Raw genomic sequence first — 23,928 nt, 5'->3', positions numbered from 1 at the left:
GTCAGTCCCACTCCAGCGCGCCCTTACGCCACTCATAGACGAAGCCAACAGTGAGCACGCCCAGAAAGACCATCATCGAGCAGAAACCATACCAGCCGAGCCCGCCGAACGCGACGGCCCAAGGGAACAGGAAGGCGACCTCAAGGTCGAAGATGATGAACAGGATCGCGACCAGATAGAATCGCACGTCGAACTTCATGCGGGCATCGTCGAAGGCGTTGAAGCCGCACTCATAGGCCGAGAGCTTCTCGGGGTCGGGCTTGGAATAGGCGATCGCGAAAGGCGCGATCAGCAGGGCCAGCCCGATGAACGCGGCAACGCCGATGAAGATCACCAGCGGCAGGTAATCGTTCAGCAGGGACGGAACCGGGAGAGTTTGCATGACGACCCCACTTCAGGCGGCCGGACTCTGGCGCGCCTTGCTCCGTCGATTAGACCTTGCATTAGAATGAAGCAAGACTCTGCCGCGCCGCACAATCGCCCAACTGGGTTGAATTCAGCGCAGATTGAACCGCAAATCCGCAAGCGTCGCCTTTGCCGGGAGGCACGGGAGCGCCGAGGCTGACTTTTTGCCGCATATCAAGGCTTTCTGACTGGCCGGACGCTTGCTGCCGCGACACACTGGGGGCGAATCGGTTCCCTGCGGCAGAGCGCCGCCCGTCTCAGGAAAGACGCCGCCATGGCGCCGCGCAGGCCACTCCTTTCGATTCCCGTCGCCCTCTCCGTGATGGTCCTGTCCGCCGGCCACGGCGCGAAGGCGGAGGCGCTCGATCTGATGCGGGCGACCTGCGCCGATTTCATGGCTATGAGCGGCAACGATCAGAGCCAGCTCTCGCTCTGGCTTGCCGGCTACTATGCCGGCGGCGCGCAGCGGGCGCTGATCGATATCGCCAAGATTGCGGCCGCGCCCGCCGAACTTCAGGCGGTCTGCACGAAGGCGCCGCAAACGCCGCTGATCGGCCCCGAGACGCGAGCGGTCTTCATGCCCCCTGCGGCGCCCTGAGCGTGACGCCGTCGCGAATGGTCCTGCCAATGCTGGTGCTCGCCTGTGCGTTTCATGGCGGCGCGGCGATCGCGCAGCAGGCAGGCCAGAGCATCCGCGCACCGTTGCCGCCGCAACGCCCGTTCGATCTCGATCTGCCGTCGCAACCGCTGCCGCCGATCGTGGTCCCGCCTCCGGCCGCGCAGCCGCCCTCCGCGACCTCGCCCACCACGACCGAGCCGGAAGAGGATGAGGGGCCGGAATGGCCGAAACTCGCGCCGGGCCAGAAGGCCGGGGCGGAACCGCAGTTCGATCCGAACGAGAAGCCGGATCGCCCGGGCATCTCGACCGATCCGGGCACCTCGATCGTCTGCCTGCCGCAACAGCTCAAGCTGATCCTCGGCAAGATCGTCGACAGGTTCGGCGCGGTGAAGGTGACCTCGACCTGGAGGCCGCCCTGGCGGGCGCGGCGCGGCTCCTATCACAAGCGCTGCGAGGCGATGGATTTCCGCGTGCCGGGCGTGCGTCCGCGCGTGGTGCTGGACTACGCCCGCGCCCTGCCCGAGGTCGGCGGCAACAAGGTCTACTGGAACGGGCTGATCCATATCGACACCGGACCGCGCCGGCCGTGGTGAACGACAGACGCAGCCGGCACTACTCCGGCGCGCGCTCCATGCCCTTCTCGCCGAGAATGCGCCTTGCGACATCGCTGCCCAAAAAGGCCAGGAAGGCCTTCGCCGCCTCCGGCTGGGCCGTCGCGACGGCAAGGCCGCCGGCATAGACGGTGTAGTTCTGGATCTCCGCCGGCAGCGGGCCGACCAACGTCGCGCCCTTCACCGCCAGGATCTCGCTGATCTGGTGGATGGCGAGATCAGCCTCGCCGGTGACCAGCTTCTGCGCGACGAGACCGCCCGGCACCAGCACGGCCTTGGCCCGTACCGTATCGGCAATACCCATCGTCTCCAGCAGCTTCGAGAAATAGATGCCGCTCGAACCACCGGCGGCCGGGTCGATATAGGCGACCTTGTTTGCCGCCAGCAGCGCGGCCTTGAAGGCCGCCACACTGGCGATGTCGGGCTTGGGCGCACCGTCCTTGACTGCGACGCCAACCGCGGTGCGGGCGAGATTGGCCGGTGTGCCAGCCGCGATCTTGCCGCTTGCGACGAGTTCCTTCAGCGCGGCCGGGGTCAGCACCGCGAGATCAAACGATTCGCCACCGCCGATCCGCCGCAGAAGGCCGCCGGCGGTGTCGTTGTCGATGACGAGCTTGTGGCCGCTGCCCTTCTCGAATTCGGCGGCCACCGCCAGCACGATCGGCTTGAAGGCGCCGGCCGTCAGGACCTTGATCTCAGCGGCGGCGACTGCGCCGGGCAGGAAAAGGCTTCCGAGCATCAGGCTGGCGGCAAACAGGCGGCGCATGAGCATCTCCGGGCGAAACGATCCAGACTGGATCGACATGGCGGGAGATTAGGCCTGTCGCATGAAGCAGCAAGGTTGCCGCGTCAAAAACGACGGCAAAACCCTTGTTCACCGAACTGTGATGTGGAGGAGAAAATGGCGCGGGCGACGGGGCTCGAACCCGCGACCTCCGGCGTGACAGGCCGGCACTCTAACCAACTGAGCTACGCCCGCGCAGGGCAGTGAGGGCCTCGCCCCCAGCGGCGTTCGGATTATGGCGCGAGGCCGGAAGTGTCAAGCGCGCAGCGCCGGCAAATCGATGTGTCGGCGGATTTGGACGGGATAGTGCGACAGTCGATCCGTGAGATGGGCGCTATTTGAGCCGGCCCGCCGCGATAGCTGCCCAACTCCGGCGCGGCAGCCTTCGTCCTTCGGCTCTCGGTAGAACACGCTTCCGGCTTGCCGGGCCATAACGCCCGCAGGGCGAAGGCTGGTGGGCGGTGACGGGCTCGAACCGCCGACCCTCTCCGTGTAAAGGAGACGCTCTACCAACTGAGCTAACCGCCCTGCCGCGTTCTCGCTAGCAAATGCGGGCGCGCGATGCCAGTCCGAGTTCGCTCAAGGAGCAGCGGCGTCGGCTGCGATTCCCGCCAGCGCCTTGCTCATCGCTTCGATAGCGGGTTTGGCGCAATCGCCGAGAGCGTGACGTTTTGCCATCTCAGCGGGATCGGGCGTGACGATCTGGACCTTTCCGGCGGCGTCCTCGAACACCAACGCCTTCAGGGGAAGATCAAGCCCGACCGTCTGCGCGCAGATCATCGCCGGCGTGCCGCCCCGCGGATTGCCGAAGACGAAGAGATAAGTCGGACGCAGCTGCAGCCCAACCGACGCGGCGCCCGCACCGTGATCGATGTCGGTGAATGCGATCAGGTTGCGCGCTTTTATCGCGGCGGCGAGCTTCGTGGTCGTCGTCCTGAAATCCGACGCGCTCTGGACCGTGTTGAAGCCCTCGGCGGCGGCGCTCGGCTGCAGCGAAGCTCCCACCGCCAGAATACCGAGGGAAAGCGCGAGGCAGGTTCTCGTAGCCAACATGGGCATGCTCCTCCGTTGTCGAGTCGCAACCGTTGCCGCGTCGCAAGACGACAGCAACGTCGAAAGCTCGCACTCGCGCCATGGTGAGGTCGCGCGAGCGAAATGCGAGCGTGACGCAGCCCATGAAAAAGCCGCCGGGACCATGGTCCCGGCGGCGTTCATTCTGGATTGTCGACGATGTCGCCTCAGTGGGCGATGACGCCTGCCACATCCTCGTCGCCGACCTTGGGCGGCAGAGCCTTGAGGTTCTCCTCCCAGACGATCGGAACGGGCTGGCGCATCAGCGCATGCTGCAACACCTGCTCCATCCGCGCGACGGGCACGATTTCCATGCCCTCCTTCACCGACTTCGGCAGATCGATCAGATCCTTGGCGTTGTCCTCGGGGATCAGCACCTTCTTGATGCCGCCGCGAAGCGCCGCCAGAAGCTTCTCCTTGAGACCGCCGATCGGCAGCACCCTGCCCCGCAGCGTGACTTCGCCTGTCATGGCGAGATCGCGGCGCGTTGGGATGCCGGTCAGGATCGAGACGATGGTGGTCGCCATCGCGATGCCTGCCGACGGACCGTCCTTGGGCGTCGCGCCCTCGGGAACGTGAACGTGGATGTCGCGCCGGTCGAACAAGGGCGGTTCGATGCCGAAATCGATGGCGCGCGAGCGGACGTAGGACGCCGCCGCCGAGATCGATTCCTTCATCACGTCCTTGAGGTTGCCGGTGACGGTCATCTTGCCCTTGCCGGGCATCATCACGCCTTCGATCGTCAGGAGTTCCCCGCCGACCTCGGTCCAGGCGAGGCCCGTGACGACGCCGACCTGATCCTCGGTCTCGGCCATGCCATAGCGATAGCGCGGCGGCCCGAGATACTCTTCCAGCACCGGTGTGGTGACCGCGACCTTGGTCGCCTTCTTGAGCACGATGTCCTTCACCGCCTTGCGGACGGTGTTGGAGAGCTCGCGCTCGAGATTGCGGACGCCGGCTTCCCGTGTGTAGCGGCGCACCAGCGTCATCAGCGCCTCGTCGTCGATCGACCATTCCTTCGATTCGAGACCGTGCTTCTTGATCGTATTGGGGATCAGATGGCGGCGCGCGATCTCGGTCTTCTCGTCCTCGGTGTAACCGGCGATGCGGATCACCTCCATCCGGTCCAGCAGGGCCGGCGGGATGTTCAGCGTGTTGGCCGTGGTGACGAACATGACGTTCGACAGGTCGTAATCGACCTCGAGATAGTGGTCGTTGAAGGTCGCGTTCTGCTCGGGATCGAGCACCTCCAGCAGGGCGGCCGAGGGATCGCCGCGGAAGTCCTGGCCCATCTTGTCGATCTCGTCGAGCAGGATGAGCGGGTTGGAGGTCTTGGCCTTCTTCATCGACTGGATGATCTTGCCGGGCATCGAGCCGATATAGGTGCGCCGGTGGCCGCGGATCTCGGCCTCGTCACGGACGCCGCCCAGCGACATGCGCACGAACTCACGGCCGGTCGCCTTGGCGATCGACTTGCCGAGAGAGGTCTTGCCGACGCCGGGAGGACCGACGAGGCACAGGATCGGGCCCGCCAGCTTGTTGGCGCGCTGCTGCACCGCCAGGTACTCGACGATGCGGTCCTTGACCTTGTCCAGACCGAAATGATCGTCGTCGAGCACGGCCTGGGCCGCGTTCAGATCCTTCTTGATCTTGGACTTCTTGTTCCACGGAATGCCGAGCATCCAGTCGAGATAGTTGCGCACGACGGTCGCTTCCGCCGACATTGGCGACATCTGGCGCAGCTTCTTCATCTCCGCGACGGCCTTGTCGCGGGCCTCCTTGGAGAGCTTGGTGCGGGCGATGCGCTCTTCCAGCTCGGCCAGTTCGTCGCGGCCTTCCTCGCCGTCGCCGAGTTCCTTCTGGATCGCCTTCATCTGCTCGTTGAGATAGTACTCGCGCTGGGTCTTCTCCATCTGGCGCTTGACGCGCGAGCGGATGCGCTTCTCGACCTGCAGCACCGACATCTCGCTTTCCATCAGCGAGAGAACCTTCTCCAGCCGGTGGGCGACATTGGTGACTTCGAGCACGGCCTGACGGTCGGCGATCTTGACGGCCAGATGCGAGGCGACGGTGTCGGCGAGCTTGGAAGGCTCGTCGATCTGCGAGACCGCGGCGACGATCTCGGGCGAGATCTTCTTGTTGAGCTTCACATAGCTCTCGAACTCGCTGACGACCGAGCGGCCCAGCGCCTCGACCTCGACCTTCTTGCCCTCTTCCTCGGCAACGCCGACGGCTTCGGCCTGATAGAACGCCTCGTCGGCGACGTAGGAGGTCGCCTTGGCGCGGCCGACGCCCTCGACCAGCACCTTCACGGTCGAGTCCGGCAGCTTCAGCAACTGCAGCACGCGGGCGAGCGTGCCGATCTCATAGATATCCTTGATCTCCGGATCATCGTCTCCGGCATTCTTCTGGGTGGCGAGCAGGATCAGCCCGTCGGTCTTGACGACCTCCTCGAGCGCACGGATCGACTTCTCGCGGCCGACGAAGAGCGGCACGATCATATGGGGGAAAACGACGATGTCGCGCAGGGGGAGGACCGGGTAGAGGCCGGTCTCACCGGGAACGAAAGGAGCGCGGGGCGCCGAGCCAGTCATGACTTGTCCTTTATGGTTGCGCCAGGCTTACCCCCGAATGGGCGGAGCCACCTGACGTACGCGACCAGGGCGACCATTCACCCTGTCCGCCCTCGCGCATCGCACCCTCGACAGGCGTGCGACTCTCGCGAGTGCAGTTAAAGTGGAGACTTCCGCGCCGGCTTTCAAGCGAGCCTTGGGCCTGCGCCCTGCGCAGGATGGTCGCGGGGTAAAGATATGGTCACGGACCGCTCCTACAGACGCAAAACGCGCGCCAGAAGGCGCGCGTTCGACGATTCATAGCGGTGGATGACGCGAATCAGGCGGATGCCGACTTAGCCTCGTCCTCGCGCTCCGAGTAGATGAACAACGGCCGCGACTTCGATTCGACGGCCTCCGGACCGATCACGACCTGCTCGACGCCTTCCAGCCCCGGCAGCTCGTACATCGTCTCCAGCAGGATGCCCTCCATGATCGAGCGCAGGCCACGAGCGCCGGTCTTGCGGTCGATCGCCTTGCGGGCAATCAGCGCCACGGCTTCGTCGGTGAAGGTAAGCTCGGTGTCCTCCATCTCGAACAGGCGCTGATACTGCTTCACCAGCGCGTTCTTCGGCTCGGTCAGGATCGTCTTGAGCGCAGCCTCGTCGAGATCTTCCAGCGTCGCCAAGACCGGGAGACGCCCGACGAATTCCGGGATCAGGCCGAACTTCAGCAGGTCCTCGGGCTCGACCTCGCGGAAGATCGCGCCGGCGCGACGGTCGTCGGGCCCCTTCACGGTCGCGCCGAAGCCGATCGAGGTGCCCTTGCCACGGCCCGAGATAATCTTGTCGAGGCCGGCAAAGGCGCCGCCGCAGATGAACAGGATGTTGGTGGTGTCGACCTGCAGGAATTCCTGCTGGGGGTGCTTGCGCCCGCCCTGGGGCGGCACCGAGGCGACGGTGCCCTCCATGATCTTGAGCAGCGCCTGCTGGACGCCCTCGCCCGAAACGTCCCGGGTGATCGACGGGTTGTCGGATTTGCGGCTGATCTTGTCGATCTCGTCGATGTAGACGATGCCGCGCTGCGCCCGCTCGACGTTGTAGTCGGAGGCCTGGAGCAGCTTCAGGATGATGTTCTCGACATCCTCGCCGACATAGCCGGCTTCGGTCAGCGTCGTGGCGTCGGCCATGGTGAAGGGCACGTCGAGGATGCGGGCGAGCGTCTGCGCGAGCAGCGTCTTGCCCGATCCGGTCGGCCCGATCAGCAGGATGTTGGACTTCGCCAGCTCGACGTCGTTGTGCTTGCTGGCATGCGAAAGCCGCTTGTAGTGGTTGTGGACCGCGACCGAGAGCACCTTCTTGGCGTGGTCCTGGCCGATGACGTAATCGTCCAGCACCTTGCGGATTTCGCGCGGTGTGGGGACGCCGTCCTTCGACTTCACCAGCGCGGATTTGGATTCCTCGCGAATGATGTCCATGCAGAGCTCGACGCATTCGTCGCAGATGAACACGGTCGGTCCCGCAATCAGCTTGCGGACCTCGTGCTGGCTCTTGCCGCAGAAAGAGCAGTAGAGCGTGCTCTTGGAATCGCCGCCGCCGCTGACCTTACTCATCGTCCATCTCCATTCTCGGAGCCCGTCGACCACACCAGCCAGAGCGGATGCAACCGTCGTCTCTCCGTCATATTAGGCGCCGAGATCACGAGTTTTGGGTTAACGCTCCGTCTCGACACAACCGAATATCGAAGCTGATCCAAAACCGGACCGAATTGGAGCGCCAGTCCGCTCACCCGATTCCCCATGCAAACATGGGGCCGGTCCCCTTGCAATATGGGCGCTTGCAGCCGCCGCGCCAACCCACAGGCAACGGGGCGGCTGGTCGCAGGCCCATCGCGCGATCAGGCGACCGCTTCTTCCGCCCGCTTGTCGATGACCTTGTCGATCAGGCCGAAGTCGCGCGCGGCCTCTGCGGTCATGAAATTGTCGCGCTCAAGCGCCGCCTCGATGTCCTCATAGGAGCGGCCGGTGTGCTTGACGTAGATCTCGTTCAGCCGGCGCTTCAGGCTCTCGACCTCGCGGGCGTGGATCAGGATGTCGGTGACCTGGCCCTGGAAGCCGCCCGAGGGCTGGTGGACCATGATGCGGGCGTTGGGCAGCGCGAAGCGCATGTCCTTGGCGCCGGCAGTCAGCAGCAGCGACCCCATCGAGGCGGCCTGGCCGACGCAGAGCGTCGTCACCGGGCAACGGATGAACTGCATCGTGTCGTAGATCGACATGCCCGAGGTCACCACGCCGCCGGGCGAGTTGATGTAGAAGGAAATCTCCTTCTTGGGGTTCTCGGCCTCGAGGAACAGGAGCTGCGCCACGATCAGCGAGGCGGAATAGTCCTCGACCGGGCCGGTCAGGAAGATGATGCGCTCACGCAGCAGGCGCGAATAGATGTCGAAGGCGCGCTCGCCGCGGCTGGACTGCTCGACCACCATCGGGACGAGATTGTTGTAGGTCTCGATCGGATCGCGCAGCATGGAAAATGTCCTTGGATGGCGTGCGCCGGATTCAGCGGAATGAGAATCAGCGGCTGTCTTTGAAGACACCCACATAAGCACGGCAATCGCGGCTGAAAAGAGAAACGCCGCCCGGCACGGAGCCAGGCGGCGCTAATGTTGCGATTAAGGTTGCCGGAGCGCTCAGGCGGACGCGTCCTCGGCCTTGGCATCAGCCTTCTTGACCTTCTTGGCGGCCTTCTTCGGCTTGGCCTCGGCCGTGGCCTCGTCGGACTCCTCATCGGCGTAAAGTGCTTCGCGCGAGACGCTCTCGTCCTCGACCTTGACCTGCTCCAGCAGGTGGTCGACGACCTTCTCCTCGAAGATCGGGGCGCGGATTTCGGCGAGAGCCTGCGGGTTCTTGCGGTAGAACTCCCAGACTTCCTTCTCCTGGCCCGGGAACTGGCGGGCGCGCTCGACAAGAGCCTGCGTGACCTCGTCCTCCGAGATCTGGACCTTGGCCTGCTCGCCGATCTCGGCCAGCACGAGGCCGAGACGGACGCGGCGCTCGGCGATCTTGCGATAGTCGGCCTTGGCGGCCTCCTCGGTCGTGCCCTCGTCCTCGAAGGACTTCTTGGCGTCCTTCATATCGACTTCGACATGGCTCCAGACCGAGGCGAACTCCTGCTCGACCAGGGTCGGGGGCAGTTCGAAGGTGTATTTGGCGTCGAGCGCGTCGAGCAGGCTCTTCTTGAGCTTGCGTCGTGACTGCTGGCCGAAATCGCGTCCGATCTGTTCGCGGATGGCGGTCTTCAGCGCATCCAGCGATTCCATGCCGAAGGCCTTGGCCAGCTCGTCATCGATCTTCACGGCCTCCGGGGCCTGGACCTCGGTCACGGTGACCGCGAACTCGGCTGCCTTCCCGGCGAGGTTGGCCGCGTTGTAGTTCTCGGGGAAGGTCACCTTGACGGTGCGGGCCTCGCCGGCCTTGGCGCCTTCGAGCTGCTCCTCGAAACCGGGAATGAACTGGCCCGCGCCGAGATCAAGCGGGACGCCCTCGCCGGTGCCGCCCTCGAAGGGCGTGCCATCGAGCGTGCCGACGAACGAGATCATCAGGCGGTCGCCGGTCGCGGCCTTGGCCTTCGCGCCCTTGTCGGCATAGGTGCGATTCTGGCCGGCCATGCGCTCCAGCGCGGCGTCGACATCAGCGTCGGGCACTTCGGCGACGGGCTTCACCAGCGACACGTCGGAGAGATCGGCGAGCTCGATCTTGGGCAGCACCTCGAGCGCGACCGTGAAGGCGAGATCGCCCTTGGCCTCCATCGCGGCCTCGATCTCGTCCTTGTTCTCGGGGAACTTGATCTGCGGCTCGAAAGCGAGCTTCAGGCCGTTATCGGCGACGATCTTCTGGTTGGCCTCGTTGACCGCGTTCTGCAGCACGTCGGCCATGACGGAGCGGCCATAAAGCCGGCGCAGATGGCCGACCGGCACCTTGCCGGGACGGAAGCCGTTGATCTTGGCCTTGCCCTGCAGCCCCTGAAGGCCGTCATCGAGCCGGGTTTTGAGGTCGGCGGCGTTCAGCACCACCTGAAATTCGCGCTTGAGGCCCTGCGAGAGGGTTTCGGTCACGTTCATCGTTTTCGATCCGTCAAAAGCTCGTTACTTCAAATGTCCAAAGCGCGACGCCGGGTCCCGGCGGCCGCGCTCGCGAAATCCATATCTCCTCAGCGAACGCGTCACGCATCAGGGCGCAGAGCCAGGATGCGATCGCACGTCAACTGGTGCGGGCGGAGGGACTCGAACCCCCACGACTTTCGCCGCTGGTACCTAAAACCAGTGCGTCTACCAGTTCCGCCACGCCCGCCGACCCGAATGCGCCGCGCACGAACAAACGCGGCGCCGCCATCATTGGGCCGTGGGGCTATACGCATTTCGGACAGCCCATGCAGCAAAAAAATACGACGTTTCTGCGAAGGCCGGAGCGGCAGGCGGCGCGAAGGCGGCTCTCGCCAGATCGCGCCGCAGCGATTAAGCCCGTCGTCATGACGAAGCCGCATCTCCCCCGCCCTGCCCCGACCCTGTCCGATCCGACGCGTCGCACGGCGCTGACGGGGCTTGGCGCGACAGCCGCGCTCGCATGGAGCGGCGATACCCGGGCGGAACCGCGAACGTCGGCGACGCCGGCCACGACAGAACCTCTGTCGCGCACGCTGGTCGCCGCGCCGGGCAAGGCGAAGCTGCGGCCGCCGCCTGCCGGCGAAACCGAAATCCTGATGCTGGACGGGCGTAATCCCGGCCCGCCGCTGCGAATCAGGCAGGGGCAGACGCTGCGGCTGAAGCTGGAGAACAAGACCGCCCTGCCGCTGTCGCTGCACTGGCAGGGCCTGCGCGGAAGCGACGCCATGGATGGCGTCGGTGGCTTCAACCAGCCGTCGATCGCGCCCGGCGAGAGCTTCGAATACCGGCTGACGCCGACGGAACCCGGCACGATCCTCTACCGGCCGCTAGTGATCGGCGGCTCCTCCGAGCCCGCCGGACGCGGTCTGGCCGGCATTCTGATGGTCGAGGAACAGGAGCCGCCTGTTGTCGACCTCGACCTTCCGGTCGTGGTCACGGACTGGCTGCTCGGCGACGACCACGTCGTGCAACCCTTTGCGGCCGCGAGCCCCGAGGGCGCGGCGGCAGGACGGCTCGGCAGCTGGCTCACCGTCAATGGCGGCCCGCCGCCGCAGCGCATCCCGGTCGTGCCGGGCGCCCGGGTCAGGCTACGCATCGCCAATGCCTGCAATGCACGCATCATGCGCCTGCGCTTCGACGGCGTGAAAGCCTCGGTCGTCGCCATCGACGGGCAACCGACCGACACCTTCGAACCGGTGCGCGCCCAACTGCCCTTCGCGCCCGGCAGCCGCTACGACCTGATCGTCGACATGCCGGAGGATGTCGGGGCGACCGCGATCGTGACCGCGCTGATCGGCTCCGGGGTGCCGCTGGTCCGGCTGGTGACGGAGGGAGCGAAGAAGCCCGCCTCCACCGCGCCGGCCGCGCTCAAGCCAAACCCGACGCTGCCGGCAGCGGTGCGGCTTCAGGACGCAAGGCGGCCCGAGATCGTGATCGAAGGCGGCGCGAAGATCACCCCCGACTTCAAGCTCGACCTCGCCGGTCTCGACCTCGCGCGGCCATGGCGGGTCAATGGCGGGATCGGGCAAGCTGATTCCAAACCGCTGTTCAGCGTCAAGCGTGGCACGCCGGTCGTGCTGGCGATCGAAAACAAGACGGCTTTCTTCCAGCCGATCCACGTCCACGGCCACTGTTTCCGGCTGCTGCACCCGCTCGACGACGGCTGGGAGCCCTATTTTCTCGACACGGTCCAGATCCCCGAGGGCAAGCGGCTGCACATCGCCTTCATCGCCGAGAATCCCGGGCGCTGGCTGATCTCGTCAACCGTGCTGGAGCGCTTCGATCGCGGCCTGTGGACCTGGTTCGAGGTAACGTGACCACCCGAATCGTCATGTGCTGGCTGATGGCGGCGTTCTATGCCGCTGCAGGCGTGGTGCACCTTCGGACGCCCGACGCTTTCATGCCGATCATGCCGGGCTGGGTGCCGTTTCCGCGCGAAGTCGTGCTGGTCACCGGCGTCGCCGAGCTTCTCGGCGCGATCGGCCTGCTGACGCCGCGCCTGCGCAAGGCGGCGGGCATCGGGCTCGCGCTCTACGCGCTCTGCGTCTTTCCAGCCAACATCAAGCACGCGGTCGAAGAGATTGTGATTCCGGGCCTTCCGACAGGCTGGTGGTATCATGCACCGCGTCTGGCGCTGCAGCCTGTGTTGATCTGGTGGGCGCTGTTCTGCTCGGGCTTGCTCGACTGGCCGTTTCGGCGACAGCAGGGCTAAGGTTCAGCCGAGCCGCAGTTCCGCCAGCACCCTGCGTTCGATCTCGTCCCTGGCCAGTTCCACCGGCATCACCAAAGGCCGCTCGTCCGTCGAGGGCTCCTCCAGCGCCGCGAACTGGCTGTCGAGCAGCGCGGGCGGCATGAAATGATGCTGACGAGCCGCCATACGCTGGCCGATCAGTTCGCGCGAGCCCTTGAGGTAAACAAGTGCGACATCGGGCCGATCGCCGATGATGACATCCCGATAGCGCCGCTTCAGCGCCGAGCAGGTCACGATGCCGTTCCCGCCCGAATTCCTGAGATCGTCGATCCAGGCCGCGATGGCGGCAAGCCAGGGCTTGCGGTCGTCATCGTTCAACGGCGTGCCGCCGGCCATCTTGGCGACGTTGTCGGGCGGGTGAAACGAATCGGCGTCACGGAACGGCCAGCCGAGACGCTCGGCCAGCCTTTCACCGAGCGAGGTCTTGCCCGAACTTGCGACGCCCATGACGATGATGACGGCGGGATTCCCGGCCTCATGCGAAAACACCATCGCGCGTCAGCCCTGCTTGGTCTTTGACGCATTCCTGGGCTCGACATGGCCGCCGAAGCCAGCGCGCATCGCCGAGAGCACCTTTTCTCYGAAGGTGTGGTCGGTGCGCGAGCGGAAGCGGGCAAACAGCGCCGAAGTCAAGACCTCGGCCGGCGTTGCGGTCTCCACGGCGGCATCGACCGTCCAGCGCCCCTCGCCCGAATCCGAGACATTGCCGGAATAGGAGGACAGCTCATCGTCGGCGGCCAGCGCCTCGGCCGTGAGGTCGAGCAGCCAGGAGGTGACGACCGAGCCGCGCCGCCAGACCTCGGAAATTTCGGCCACGTCGAAATCGAAGCCGTATTCGGGCGGCAGCCCTTCCTTGGCCGAGGCATTGCGCATCAGGTCGAAGCCTTCGGCGAAGGCCTGCATCATGCCGTATTCGATGCCGTTATGGACCATCTTGACGAAATGACCCGCGCCGACCGGGCCGCAATGGAGATAGCCCTGTTCGCTCGTCGGATTGCGGCCCTCGCGGTGTTTGGTCGGCTCGATCTCGCCCTTGCCCGGCGCGATCGTCTTCAGGATGGGATCGAGGCGCTTCACGGTCTCGGCATCACCGCCGATCATGAGGCAATAGCCGCGTTCGAGGCCGTGGATGCCGCCCGACGTGCCGATGTCGAGATAGTGCAGGCCCTTGGCTGAAAGCTCCCGGCCGCGTCGGACGTCGTCCTTCCAGAAGGCGTTGCCGCCGTCGATCAGCGTGTCACCCTTCGAGAGCAAGCCGGACAACTCCGTCAGCGTCGCCTCGGTGATCGCGCCCGCCGGCAACATCACCCAGATGGTCCGCGGCGCCTTTAGCTTCGCGACCATATCCTTGAGATCGGCAGCAATGACCGCGCCGTCCTTGGCCAGCGCCGCTCCGGGCTTGGGATCGCGGTCATAAACCACGCAATCATGCCCGGCCTTCATCAGGCGCCGGACGATATTGCCGCCCATCCGGCCGAGGCCGATCATTCCTAGCTGCATCGTCAAAACCCTTCCGCGCCGGCGACATGGCGAGCCCTGCCGGCTTCGTCACTGCGGTTCTTGCATCCCCGCCGCCTCGGCGACAAGCCAGTCACGCAGCAGGGTCAGCGCCGGCCCTGGAATCCTGTCGGCCGGACGCGTCAGCCAATAGCCATAACTGCTACGGAAACCCAGGGCGGCCGGGTTGACCAGTTGCCCCGCCGCCAGTTCGTCACCGACGAGCGTGCGCGGCACCAGCGCCAGTCCCTGGCCGGCGATGGCGGCGCGAATCACCAGCGCGTAGAAGCCGAAGCGGACGACGCGCTGCGGCGCGAGTTCGGGGTGGCCATTGGCCGCGCCGAATTCGCTCCAGCGCAACGGCGTCTGGAAATGGTCGAGCACGGCAAAGCGCGCAACATCGGCGGCGGTCGCAATGCCGCCCAGCCGCTCGATCAGATCCGGCGCGCCGACCAGCGCCACATCGCGGCCGAAAAGGTAATCGGCGACCTGTCCGGGCCACTCTCCCTCGCCGAAGCGGAACACCGCATCGGCGGTCCCGCTGGTATCCTGCGTCACGAAGGTGGTGAACTGGACATCGATCTCAGGGTGAAGCGCGGCGAAACGCGAGAAGCGCGGCACCAGCCAACGATCGCCGAGGATCGGCAGGACATGCAGGCGGACCCGATGCTGCGCCGGGCGGAACGGCGCAAGACCCTCGACGGCCTGCACCAGCCCTGCCAGCACCTCGCGCGCCGGGCCGATGAAGGCAAGACCGGCCTCGGTCGGCTCCAGCCCGCGACGATTGCGCGCAAACAGCGGGGCGCCAACGATCCGTTCCAGAGCCTTGAGCTGCTTGCTGACGGCGCTTTGCGTCATGTGAAGCTCGACGGCCGCGCCCGAACAGGAGGCGTGGCGCGCCACGGCCTCGACCACGCGCAGGCCGGTGGTCGATGGCAGTGGCTGCGAAGAGCCCGTGTCGCGCGCAGGCAAAATGCCGTTCATAACCAATTCTAGAAGCGAACAGGCCGGGAGGCAAAGTGCTATTCCAGAATGGAATGCCGACCGGAAATCATCTCCTTTGCCGACGCCATGGTTACGGTCCTAGGTTGCCGTAGCGACATCACAGCGGAGATCCATCGTGAACCAGCCCTTGCGCCTTTGGGGCGGCCGTTTCACCGCCGAACCCGATCCCGCGCTGACCCGGCTTTCCCGCTCGGAGCCGAGCTATTTCCGCCTTGCGCCCTACGACCTCGCCGGCTCGCGCGCCCATATCCGCGAACTCGGTCGCGCCGGCCTGCTCGACGAGAGCGAGGTCGCGACCGTGCTGGCCGAGATCGACAGCGTGGGCAAGCAATACGCCGCCGGGCAGATCGAGCCCTGGCCGGAGGACGAGGATGTCCACACCTTCCTGGAACGCGTGCTGACGCAAAGGCTTGGGCCGCTCGGCGGCAAGATACGCGCCGGACGCTCGCGCAACGACCAGGCTGCCAACGATCTCAAGCTGTTCCTCCGTCACCGCGCCCGCACGCTGATGACGGAACTGGTCGGCCTGCAGGATGCCATCGTCGCACAATCCACGCGGCATCTGCGCACGCCGGTTCCAGGCGTCACGCATCTGCAGGCGGCGCAGCCGATCACCTTCGGGCACCATCTGATGGCGCATGCGCAGGCCTTCGCCCGCGATGCGCAGCGGCTGGTCGACTGGGACCGGCGCAACGCCCTGTCGCCGCTGGGCGCTGCCGCGCTCGCCGGCTCGGCGATCGCGCTCAATCCCGAGCTCTCGGCAGAGGAGCTCGGCTATGACGGGTCATGCGAAAATTCGGTCGACGCGGTCGGCTCGCGCGACCATGTCGCCGAGTTCCTGTTCGTCGCGGCGATGCTGGCGGTCAACCTGTCGCGGCTGGCCGAGGAGATCATCATCTGGTGCACCCAGCCCTATCGCTGGATTTCGCTGCACGATTCGTTTGCGACCGGCTCCTCGATCATGCCGCAGAAGAAGAACCCCGACATCGCCGAGTTGACGCGCGGGCGCTCGGCCAGGCTGATCGGCGGGCTGACGACGATGCTGGCGGCGCTGAAAAGCCTGCCGCTGTCCTACAACCGCGATCTCGCCGAGGACAAGAAGGCCGCTTTCGACGCGGTGGACGGGCTGTCGCTCGTACTGCCGGCGATGGCCGGCATGGTCGCGACCATGACCGTCAATGTCGGAACCTTGCGCCTCGCGGCGTCGCAGGGCTTTACGCTGGCGACCGAGGTCGCGGATTTCCTGGCGCGCAAGGGCGTGCCTTTCAGCGAGGCCCATGAGATCACCGGTGCGCTGGTCAAGCTCTGTGAGGAGAAGGACTGCGAACTGCACGAGATCGACGATGCGGCTTTAAGCGCACTCGATCCGAGGCTGACACCCGATATCCGCGAACACCTGACGCTGGAGGCCGCGCTCGACGCCCGCATGGGTCGCGGTGGCACGGCGCCTGCACGGGTCGGCGAACAGATCGAGCGGCTCGTCGTGCGGCTCGACCAGCAGCGCGCCTGGGCCGCCGCCTATCGGGGATCGATGCCATGAGCGCGAGCGGCATGCCTGCACCAACGATCGACCACAGCGTGCTGGCGCTGCCGCGCGTCGGCCGGCCGCATCTCGGGCGCTGGCTCTCGGCCGCTCTGGTGCTGCTGGCGCTGGCGCTGGTGATCAAGGCTTTCGCCGAGGGCGACATCGCCTGGAAGGTGGTCGGCCAGTTCTTCACCGCACCTGCGATCCTCGGCGGTCTGCTGAACACCGTCATCATGACGGCCTGCGCCATGGCGCTGGGGATCGCGCTCGGCGTGCTCTTCGCGATCATGGCGATGTCGCCCAACGCCGTGATGCGGGGATGCGCGGCGTTCTACATCTGGTTCTTTCGCGGCACGCCGCTGATCCTGCAATTGCTGATCTGGTTCAACCTGGCGCTGGTCTTCCCGACGCTGGGCATTCCCGGCGTGTTCTCAGCCCGGACCATCGACGTGATCGGGCCGTTCGTGGCGACGCTGCTCGGGCTCGGGATCAACCAGGGCGCGTATACGGCCGAAGTCGTGCGCTCCGGCATTCTCTCGGTCGACCATGGCCAGACCGAAGCGGCCAAGGCGATCGGCATGACGCGGCTGACGACGCTCCGCCGCATCGTGCTGCCGCAGGCGATGCGCGTGATCATCCCGCCGGTCGGCAACGAGGTCGTCAGCATGGTCAAGCTGACCTCGATCGCCAGCGTGATCCAGTTCTCCGAGATCCTGCGCAACGCCCAGACGATCTACTATGCCAACGCCCGCGTCATCGAGCTGCTGATCGTGGCGGCGGGCTGGTACCTGATCGTGGTCTCGATCCTGTCGCTCGGCCAGATCGTGCTGGAACGGCATTTCGCCAAGGGGCGCGCCGGCGCGGGAGCCCGTCATGGCTGAGACGGCTCCCATGCGCCCGATGGTCTGCGCGCTGTCGGTGACCAAGCGCTTCGGCACGCTGGCTGCACTCGACTCCGTGTCGCTGGATGTCGCGGCCGGCGAGGTCGTCTGCATCATCGGCCCGTCCGGCTCGGGCAAGTCGACGCTGCTGCGCTGCATCAACCAGCTCGAACGCATCGATGGCGGCGCGATCTGGGTCGATGGCGAACTGGCCGGCTTCCGCCGTGCCGGCGAGCGCCTGGTCGAACTCCCCGACGCCGAGATCGCGCGCCAGCGGCTGGCGAGCGGCATGGTGTTCCAGCGCTTCAATCTGTTCGCGCATATGACGGCGCTGCAGAACGTCATCGAAGGGCCGGTCACGGTGCTGAAGCAGCCGCGCGCCGCCGCCATCGCTCAAGCAGAAAGCCTGCTGGCCCGCGTCGGGCTGGCCGACAAGCTCGGCGCCTATCCGGCCGAACTTTCGGGCGGGCAGCAGCAGCGCGTCGCCATCGCCCGCGCGCTCGCGATGAAGCCGCGCCTGATGCTGTTCGACGAGCCGACCTCGGCGCTCGATCCCGAACTCGTCGGCGAGGTGCTCGCCGTGATGCGCGATCTCGCCAGGAGCGGCATGACCATGATCGTGGTGACGCATGAGCTGGGTTTTGCCCGCGAGGTCGCCGACCGCGTCGTCTTCATGGATCAGGGCCGTCTCGTCGAGCAGGGTCCGCCCGCGCAGGTGCTGGGCGCGCCCGAGCATCAACGCACCCGCGATTTCATTGCCGCCGTCCTGACCTGAAAGCCCGCTGGAGAACGACCCATGACCCCGATCTCACGACGCCTGCTCACTGCCATCGCGATTTGCCTCCCCATGGCGGCCGTCGCGCAGGAACTGCCGGCCCGCATCAAGACTGCCGGCAAAATCATCGCCGCGACGCAGCCGAACTATCCGCCGATCATCTTCAAGGATCCGGCGACGAACACGCTGACCGGCCTCGACATCGAAATCGGCGAGGCAATCGCCGCCGAACTCGGCGTCAAGATGGAATGGCAGGAGACCGCCTTCGCGCAGATGCTGCCCTCGCTCCAGACCGGCCGCGTCGACATGGTCATGGCCGGCATGTCGGACAAGCCGGCGCGGCGCGAAACCGTCGACTTCGTCGACTACTTCGCCTCGGGCGCACAGTTCTACACGATCACGGCGCTGGCAGCCGGCGGCATCAAGACGGCAGACGACCTCTGCGGCAAGTCGGTCGGCGCCAGCCGCTCGACGACCTGGCCTGCCGAGATGGAAGCCTGGAGCAAGGATAACTGCGTCGCCAAGGGCAAGCCGCCGATCACCGTCGTCGGCACCGAAGGCTCGGTCGACGCCCGCACGCAGCTGAAGACGCAGCGGTTGCAGGCCGCCGTGCAGGGCAGCGAGACGATGCCCTATTTCCTCAAGCTCGAGCCCAATACCTATGTACCGCTCGGCACACCCTTCACCGATGTCCGCGCCGGCATCCCATTCTCCAAGACGCCAGAGGGCAACCAGCTGCGCGACGCGGTCAAGGGTGCGCTCGACCGGATGGTCGCCAAGGGCAGCTATACGGCGATTTTCGCGAAATACGGGCTGCCGAGCAGCGCCCTGCCGAAGATCACCGTCAACGAAGGCAAGTGAACGCGGTCTCGGCCGTCACCGGGCGCGCTGCAAGGCGCGCCAGCGGCCGGGCGTGACGCCGAACGCCTTGCGGAAGTGCCGGGTCAAATGGCTCTGGTCGGCAAAACCGCAGGCGAAGGCGATCTCGGCCAGCGTATCTCCCGCGCACAGCAAAGCCCGCGCGCGGTCGAGCCGGCGCATCACCAGATAATGATAGGGGCTGGTGCCGAAGCTTAAGCGGAAATGCCGCGCCATGGCGAAACGGTCCAGTCCCGAGACCGCTTCCAGTTCGCTGGACGCGACGTTCCGGTCGAGATGGGCGTCGAGGAACTGCCGGACGCGCTCGCAAGCGGCAAGCGCCGGCGTGCTGCCGGTGTCGCGCGCAATGGCGGGGTCGAGCGCCAGCATCGCGTCGGCGAGGTCGAGCACGCGATCGTCGGCCTCGATCGGCGCGAGCGGACGGTCGAGATCCGACAAGGAGCGGCCGATGGCCCTGACGAGCGCCGGATCGGACGAGACGGCGGCAGGAACGAAGGGCAGCGTTCTCGCGCGTTCACCCAGCGCGTCGCGCACCAGCCTGGGTTCGAGATAGAGCATGCGGTAGCGAAAGCCGCTCTCGACGCCGGAGCGGCCGTTATGGACTTCGTCCGGATGCAGGACGATGGCGTTGCCCGCGACGCTGTCCCGGCGCGCACCGCGATAGTCGAAGCGCTGCAGGCCGCTTAGCGTCAGGCCGAGCGCGTAGCTGTCATGCCGGTGCGGATCATAGGCGTGGCCGGTGAAGAAGGCCTCGATCCGCTCGATGCCGGGCGCGCCTTGCCCGTCGCGCATCCAGTCGCCCGCAGAAGGGCCGCACGATCGTTCAAGACGGGCTCGCCCCGGAGCGGCTAGCGATTGCGCCATGCGTTACGACACCAAGATCGCCATCGTGGTCGCTGAGAATCTCGCGACCTGGCAGAAACTCAACGCCGCCAGCTTCCTCGCCGGCGGGCTCGTTTCAACCTATCCCGAACTCGGTGGCGAAAACTACGCCGATGCGTCGGGGCGCTTCTATGGGCCGCTGATCCGCCAGCCGATCCTGATCTTTCAGGCGACCCCGGAGCAGCTGAAGCAGGTCCTGAAGCGCGCGCAGGATCGCGGCGTCAGGCCCTCGATCTACACGCGCGAGCTGTTCTCGACCGGCAACGACGCCGACAATCGCGCTGCCGTCACCGCTGTTGCGACCGACGCGCTCGACCTCGTCGGGCTGGCGCTGCATGGCGAGCGCAAGGAGATCGACAAGATCGTCAAGGGGCTGGCGCTGCACAGCTGAGCCAACGCTACAGCCCCGGGTGTTCACGGAAACATCAGCGCCAGCGGCTCGATCGACCAGATCGGCTCGATCCGCAGCAGCCTGAGACTGGCTGCCGCCGGAAAGGTCGCATCGTCGCGCCAGCGCCGCAGCGCCGTTTCCGCCGCCAGCTCCTTCGCGAAGGCGATTGCGACGATCTCGATTGCGGTCCCGCCCGGCACTTCGCGCCCGGTTGCGACGAAGCTGAGGCGTCCTTCGCCGGACAGCGCGAGCGGCGCGATGCGGCCGAGAAGGTCCGCACGCACGCCCGCATCGCCAGGCGCGAACTCGCACAGGATGACGGCGTCCATCGCCATCAGCCGTTGCGGAAGGTGTAGCTGTAGCCGTTGATCGCCGGCACGCCGCCGAGATGAGCGTAAAGCACCTTCGATCCGGACGGGAAGAAGCCCTTCTTCACGAGGTCGATCATGCCCTGCATCGATTTCCCCTCATAGACGGGGTCGGTCATCATGCCCTCTAACCGGGCCGAGAGGCGGATCGCTTCGATCGTCTCCTGCGAAGGCACGCCATAGACGGGATAGGCGTAGTCCTCGTTGAGCACGATATCGTCTACGGTGATGTCGTTGCCGCCGACCAGCGAAGAAGTCTTCCGCGCGATGTCGAGCACCTGCGCCTTTGTCTGGAACGGGGTGCAGGAGGCGTCGATGCCGATGACGTGGCGCTGGCGACCGTCTTTCGCARACCCCACGACCATGCCGGCATGGGTCGAGCCCGTGACCGTGCAGACGACGATGTAGTCGAACGCAAAGCCGAGTTCGGCCTCCTGCGCCCTCACCTCTTCTGCGAAACCGACATAGCCGAGACCACCATATTTGTGGACCGATGCGCCGGCGGGGATCGCATAGGGTTTGCCGCCCTTCGCCTTGACGTCCTCCAGCGCTTTTTCCCAGCTCGCGCGGATACCGATGTCGAAACCCTCGTCGACGAGTTGAACGTCGGCGCCCATGACGCGCGACATCAGGATGTTGCCGACGCGGTCATAGACCGCATCCTCATGGGGCACCCAGCTCTCCTGGATCAGCCGGCATTTCATCCCGATCTTGGCGGCAGTCGCTGCGACCATGCGGGTGTGGTTCGACTGCACGCCGCCGATCGAGACCAGCGTGTCGGCTCCGCTCGCGATTGCATCGGGGACGATATATTCGAGCTTTCTCAGCTTGTTGCCGCCGAATGCCAAACCTGAGTTGCAATCCTCGCGCTTGGCGAAGAGCTCGACCTGCCCGCCGAGATGGGCAGAAAGCCGCTCCAGTTTTTCGATCGGCGTCGGGCCGAAAGTCAGGGGATAACGCTCGAATTTGCTCAACATGGCGGGTCGCTTTCCATCAGGTTCGATGGCCGGAAACCTACCGAAACAGGGCTGGAACGTCCTTCCGAAGTGAGGCATATTTCTGAAGCTATAAAGCTCGCTTATGTCCATTCTTGTCGTTGATTGGACGTTTTTCTAGCTAATCTGGAAGATTCTTTCATGACGGCGAATCTCGATCGGACCGACATCAAAATCCTGCGACTGCTGCAGTCGGACGGGCGGCTGGGCAATGCCGAGATCGCGAAGCGGGTGAACACCAGCGCCGCGACCTGTCACCGACGCATCCAGCGCCTGTTCGCCGAAGGCTATGTCACCTCCGTGCGGGCGCAGGTGTCGCCGCGACATGTCGAGATGGGCACGCTCGCCTTCGTCGGCGTGGTCCTCGACCGTTCGACGCCAGAGAGTTTTGGCGATTTCGAGGCCGCTATCCGCAAGATGCCGGTGATCCTCGACTGCCACATCGTCGCCGGCGACTTCGACTATTTTCTCAAGATCAGGGTCAAGGACATGGCGGATTTCAACAAGCTCCATGCCGACAAGCTGATCGCGCTGCCGGGCGTCCGCCAGACCCGGACTTTCTTCGTGATGAAAGAAGTGGTCGACAACGCGCCGCTCGATATCTGAGCGGCGCCGGCCTTCACACCTGGATCAGGCGCTGGACCTGATTGGCGTCGAGATCCTTCATCGGGCCCGACAGCACGACTTCGCCGCGGTCCATCACGAACATCGTGTCGGCGAGATCGCGGGCGAAGTCGAAATACTGCTCGACCAGCACGATCGCCATGTCGCCCCGCGAGCGCAGGAAATCGATCGCACGGCCGATATCCTTGATGATCGAGGGTTGGATGCCTTCGGTCGGCTCGTCGAGCACCAGCAATTTGGGCCGGGTGACCAGCGCTCGCGCAATGGCGAGTTGCTGTTGCTGGCCACCCGAGAGGTCTCCGCCTCGTCGGCCCAGCATGGACTTGAGCACTGGGAACAGGTCGAACAGTTCGTTGGGAACGTAGCGCTCCTTGCGTGGCAAGGGCGCAAAACCGGTTTCGAGGTTTTCCTTCACCGTCAGCAGCGGGAAGACCTCGCGGCCCTGCGGCACGAAGCCGATGCCGGCGCGGGCGCGATCCTCCGTGCGCATGGTCGAGATATCCTCGCCGGCGAAACTGATCTTGCCGGCGCTGATCGCTTGCTGGCCGACGATGGCGCGCATCAGCGTGGTCTTGCCGACGCCATTGCGGCCCATCACGCAGGTGACCTTGCCGATCTGCGCGGTAACGGACACACGTCGCAGCGCCTGGGCCGCGCCGTAATGGAGATCGATGGCGTCGACGGTCAGCATGAGGCCATGTCCATTGCCAGCCAAGGCCCTGAAAAATTACACACCATCATTCCGGGCGCAGCGGAGCGAAGACCCGGAATCCATCGTAAGGCACCGTCGTGCCCTGTGATGGATTCCGGATCGGCGCCGCTACGCGGCTGGTCCGGAATGACGGCAAGGGTGGGAGAACTGGCGGAGGGAAGTGAAGCCATGACTCTCACCGCCCCAGATACACTTCGACGACGCGCTCATTGGCGCTGACGACATCGAGGGGGCCTTCGGCCAACACCGAGCCCTCGTGCAGCACCGTGACCTTCACCCCGAGTTCGCGGATGAAGCCCATGTCGTGCTCGACCACGATGACCGAATGGTCCCTGGCGATTTCCTTCAGCAGCACGGCGGTCTCGGCGGTCTCGCCATCGGTCATGCCGGCGGCTGGTTCGTCGACGAGCAGGAGTTTGGGATCCTGCGCCAGCAGCATGCCGATCTCGAGCCACTGCTTCTGGCCGTGCGAAAGCGAGCCGGCGAGCCGGTCGCGCGCATCGCCGAGCTTGATGACGCCGAGAATGTCGTCGATGCGCTTCTGCTGGGCTGCGGCGGTGTGCCAGAACAGCGTCTTGCCGACGCTGCGCGGCGCCTTCAGCGCCAGCAGGATGTTGTCCTCGATGGTGTGGAAATCGAACACCGTCGGCTTCTGAAATTTTCGGCCGATGCCGAGATTGGCGATCGAGGCCTCGTCCATCTTGGTCAGGTCGACAGAACCGCCGAACATCACCGTGCCGACATCGGGTTTGGTCTTGCCGGTAATGATATCCATCATGGTCGTCTTGCCGGCGCCGTTGGGGCCGATGATGGCGCGCATCTCGCCAGGCGCAATCACCAGCGACAGACCGCGGATCGCCTTGAAGCCGTCGAAAGAGACGCTGACGCCGTCGAGATAGAGCAGCGAAGAGGTCAGCGCGCCGGAGTTGGAAGCGTTCATGAC

25 protein-coding genes and 3 tRNA genes are annotated in these 23,928 nt (G+C 65.5%); 10 read left to right on the top strand and 18 right to left on the bottom strand.

The annotated features are described in order from the left end of the window. Position 1: 1 nt before the first annotated feature. On the bottom strand, positions 2–382 hold the full coding sequence (locus AC1DZY_RS20665; protein ID WP_476822027.1) for an NADH-quinone oxidoreductase subunit A: 381 nt from the start codon (positions 380–382) through the stop codon (positions 2–4). Positions 383–679: 297 nt separating this feature from the next. Here AC1DZY_RS20665 and AC1DZY_RS20660 point away from each other — a divergent pair, with 297 nt between their 5' ends. Continuing rightward, positions 680–1,003 (top strand): HdeA/HdeB family chaperone, encoded by a 324-nt coding sequence (locus AC1DZY_RS20660; protein ID WP_476822026.1) that lies wholly within the window; start codon positions 680–682, stop codon positions 1,001–1,003. Positions 1,004–1,020: 17 nt separating this feature from the next. After that, entirely contained in the window at positions 1,021–1,617 is a 597-nt protein-coding gene (locus AC1DZY_RS20655; RefSeq protein ID WP_476822025.1) for a YcbK family protein, read from the top strand. Between the two features lie 19 nt (positions 1,618–1,636). On the opposite strand, the gene AC1DZY_RS20650 is transcribed toward AC1DZY_RS20655, so the two are convergent. From AC1DZY_RS20650 to AC1DZY_RS20610, 9 genes are all read right to left on the bottom strand, one after another. Next, positions 1,637–2,401, bottom strand: a complete 765-nt coding sequence (locus tag AC1DZY_RS20650) for a molybdate ABC transporter substrate-binding protein (protein WP_476822024.1) — start codon at positions 2,399–2,401, stop codon at positions 1,637–1,639. A gap of 136 nt (positions 2,402–2,537) precedes the next feature. Further along, positions 2,538–2,614, bottom strand: a tRNA-Asp gene (locus AC1DZY_RS20645). Between the two features lie 257 nt (positions 2,615–2,871). Next, positions 2,872–2,947, bottom strand: a tRNA-Val gene (locus tag AC1DZY_RS20640). A 51-nt stretch (positions 2,948–2,998) separates the two neighbouring features. Next, complete coding sequence (locus AC1DZY_RS20635; protein WP_476822023.1) at positions 2,999–3,472, bottom strand: DUF302 domain-containing protein; 474 nt, start codon at positions 3,470–3,472, stop codon at positions 2,999–3,001. Positions 3,473–3,657: 185 nt separating this feature from the next. After that, positions 3,658–6,084: an endopeptidase La gene (gene lon / locus AC1DZY_RS20630; protein ID WP_476822022.1), complete on the bottom strand. Its 2,427-nt coding sequence runs from the start codon at positions 6,082–6,084 to the stop codon at positions 3,658–3,660. Between the two features lie 298 nt (positions 6,085–6,382). Further along, positions 6,383–7,654: an ATP-dependent Clp protease ATP-binding subunit ClpX gene (gene clpX / locus AC1DZY_RS20625; RefSeq protein WP_476822021.1), complete on the bottom strand. Its 1,272-nt coding sequence runs from the start codon at positions 7,652–7,654 to the stop codon at positions 6,383–6,385. 284 nt (positions 7,655–7,938) lie between these two features. Continuing rightward, positions 7,939–8,565: an ATP-dependent Clp protease proteolytic subunit gene (locus AC1DZY_RS20620; protein WP_476822020.1), complete on the bottom strand. Its 627-nt coding sequence runs from the start codon at positions 8,563–8,565 to the stop codon at positions 7,939–7,941. A gap of 162 nt (positions 8,566–8,727) precedes the next feature. After that, positions 8,728–10,158, bottom strand: coding sequence for a trigger factor (tig, locus tag AC1DZY_RS20615; RefSeq protein ID WP_476822019.1), 1,431 nt, complete (start codon positions 10,156–10,158; stop codon positions 8,728–8,730). Positions 10,159–10,302: 144 nt separating this feature from the next. After that, positions 10,303–10,387 (bottom strand) — tRNA-Leu (locus tag AC1DZY_RS20610). A gap of 178 nt (positions 10,388–10,565) precedes the next feature. Here AC1DZY_RS20610 and AC1DZY_RS20605 point away from each other — a divergent pair. Continuing rightward, positions 10,566–12,017 (top strand): multicopper oxidase family protein, encoded by a 1,452-nt coding sequence (locus AC1DZY_RS20605; protein WP_476822018.1) that lies wholly within the window; start codon positions 10,566–10,568, stop codon positions 12,015–12,017. Continuing rightward, the gene (locus AC1DZY_RS20600; protein WP_476822017.1) at positions 12,014–12,412 is read left to right on the top strand and encodes a DoxX family protein; all 399 of its coding nucleotides are present in this window, start codon (positions 12,014–12,016) and stop codon (positions 12,410–12,412) included. Before AC1DZY_RS20605 ends, AC1DZY_RS20600 begins: the two co-directional genes overlap by 4 nt. A 3-nt stretch (positions 12,413–12,415) precedes the next feature. Here the strand turns inward: AC1DZY_RS20600 and AC1DZY_RS20595 are convergent, their stop codons facing one another. Genes AC1DZY_RS20595 through AC1DZY_RS20585 form a run of 3 tightly spaced genes read right to left on the bottom strand, consistent with a single transcriptional unit; the run spans position 12,416 to position 14,932 of the window. After that, positions 12,416–12,943, bottom strand: a complete 528-nt coding sequence (locus AC1DZY_RS20595; protein WP_476822016.1) for a gluconokinase — start codon at positions 12,941–12,943, stop codon at positions 12,416–12,418. Between the two features lie 6 nt (positions 12,944–12,949). Further along, entirely contained in the window at positions 12,950–13,951 is a 1,002-nt protein-coding gene (gnd, locus tag AC1DZY_RS20590) for a phosphogluconate dehydrogenase (NAD(+)-dependent, decarboxylating) (RefSeq protein ID WP_476822015.1), read from the bottom strand. Between the two features lie 48 nt (positions 13,952–13,999). Then, positions 14,000–14,932, bottom strand: a complete 933-nt coding sequence (locus AC1DZY_RS20585) for a LysR substrate-binding domain-containing protein (RefSeq protein ID WP_476822014.1) — start codon at positions 14,930–14,932, stop codon at positions 14,000–14,002. A 136-nt stretch (positions 14,933–15,068) separates the two neighbouring features. Here AC1DZY_RS20585 and argH point away from each other — a divergent pair, with 136 nt between their 5' ends. From argH to AC1DZY_RS20565, 4 genes are read left to right on the top strand one after another with little or no spacing between them, the layout of a single operon-like run. Beyond that, a complete protein-coding gene (gene argH / locus AC1DZY_RS20580) occupies positions 15,069–16,493 on the top strand; it encodes an argininosuccinate lyase (RefSeq protein ID WP_476822013.1) in 1,425 nt (474 codons plus the stop codon). Between the two features lie 11 nt (positions 16,494–16,504). Then, a complete protein-coding gene (locus AC1DZY_RS20575; protein ID WP_476822012.1) occupies positions 16,505–17,359 on the top strand; it encodes an amino acid ABC transporter permease in 855 nt (284 codons plus the stop codon). A 10-nt stretch (positions 17,360–17,369) separates the two neighbouring features. Beyond that, positions 17,370–18,134 (top strand): amino acid ABC transporter ATP-binding protein, encoded by a 765-nt coding sequence (locus AC1DZY_RS20570; protein WP_476822058.1) that lies wholly within the window; start codon positions 17,370–17,372, stop codon positions 18,132–18,134. 21 nt (positions 18,135–18,155) lie between these two features. Continuing rightward, entirely contained in the window at positions 18,156–18,995 is an 840-nt protein-coding gene (locus AC1DZY_RS20565) for an ABC transporter substrate-binding protein (protein ID WP_476822011.1), read from the top strand. Between the two features lie 15 nt (positions 18,996–19,010). Here AC1DZY_RS20565 and AC1DZY_RS20560 read toward each other — a convergent pair whose 3' ends face one another. Then, entirely contained in the window at positions 19,011–19,805 is a 795-nt protein-coding gene (locus AC1DZY_RS20560) for an AraC family ligand binding domain-containing protein (protein WP_476822010.1), read from the bottom strand. 70 nt (positions 19,806–19,875) lie between these two features. Between AC1DZY_RS20560 and AC1DZY_RS20555 the strand changes: the two genes are divergently transcribed. After that, entirely contained in the window at positions 19,876–20,286 is a 411-nt protein-coding gene (locus tag AC1DZY_RS20555) for a DUF2000 family protein (protein ID WP_476822009.1), read from the top strand. Positions 20,287–20,309: 23 nt separating this feature from the next. On the opposite strand, the gene AC1DZY_RS20550 is transcribed toward AC1DZY_RS20555, so the two are convergent. Both AC1DZY_RS20550 and AC1DZY_RS20545 read right to left on the bottom strand, forming a co-directional pair. After that, entirely contained in the window at positions 20,310–20,621 is a 312-nt protein-coding gene (locus AC1DZY_RS20550) for a hypothetical protein (RefSeq protein WP_476822008.1), read from the bottom strand. Continuing rightward, a complete protein-coding gene (locus AC1DZY_RS20545) occupies positions 20,621–21,631 on the bottom strand; it encodes a 1-aminocyclopropane-1-carboxylate deaminase (RefSeq protein ID WP_476822007.1) in 1,011 nt (336 codons plus the stop codon). Before AC1DZY_RS20545 ends, AC1DZY_RS20550 begins: the two co-directional genes overlap by 1 nt. A gap of 159 nt (positions 21,632–21,790) precedes the next feature. Here AC1DZY_RS20545 and AC1DZY_RS20540 point away from each other — a divergent pair, with 159 nt between their 5' ends. After that, a complete protein-coding gene (locus tag AC1DZY_RS20540; protein WP_476822006.1) occupies positions 21,791–22,255 on the top strand; it encodes an Lrp/AsnC family transcriptional regulator in 465 nt (154 codons plus the stop codon). A 13-nt stretch (positions 22,256–22,268) separates the two neighbouring features. Here the strand turns inward: AC1DZY_RS20540 and urtE are convergent, their stop codons facing one another. Next, on the bottom strand, positions 22,269–22,964 hold the full coding sequence (urtE, locus tag AC1DZY_RS20535; RefSeq protein ID WP_476822005.1) for an urea ABC transporter ATP-binding subunit UrtE: 696 nt from the start codon (positions 22,962–22,964) through the stop codon (positions 22,269–22,271). A gap of 196 nt (positions 22,965–23,160) precedes the next feature. After that, positions 23,161–23,925, bottom strand: a complete 765-nt coding sequence (gene urtD / locus AC1DZY_RS20530; RefSeq protein WP_476822004.1) for an urea ABC transporter ATP-binding protein UrtD — start codon at positions 23,923–23,925, stop codon at positions 23,161–23,163. Positions 23,926–23,928: the final 3 nt, after the last annotated feature.

Source organism: Allobosea sp. P2_A10 (assembly GCF_056405115.1).
This window is presented reverse-complemented; position numbering and strand designations above follow the sequence as displayed.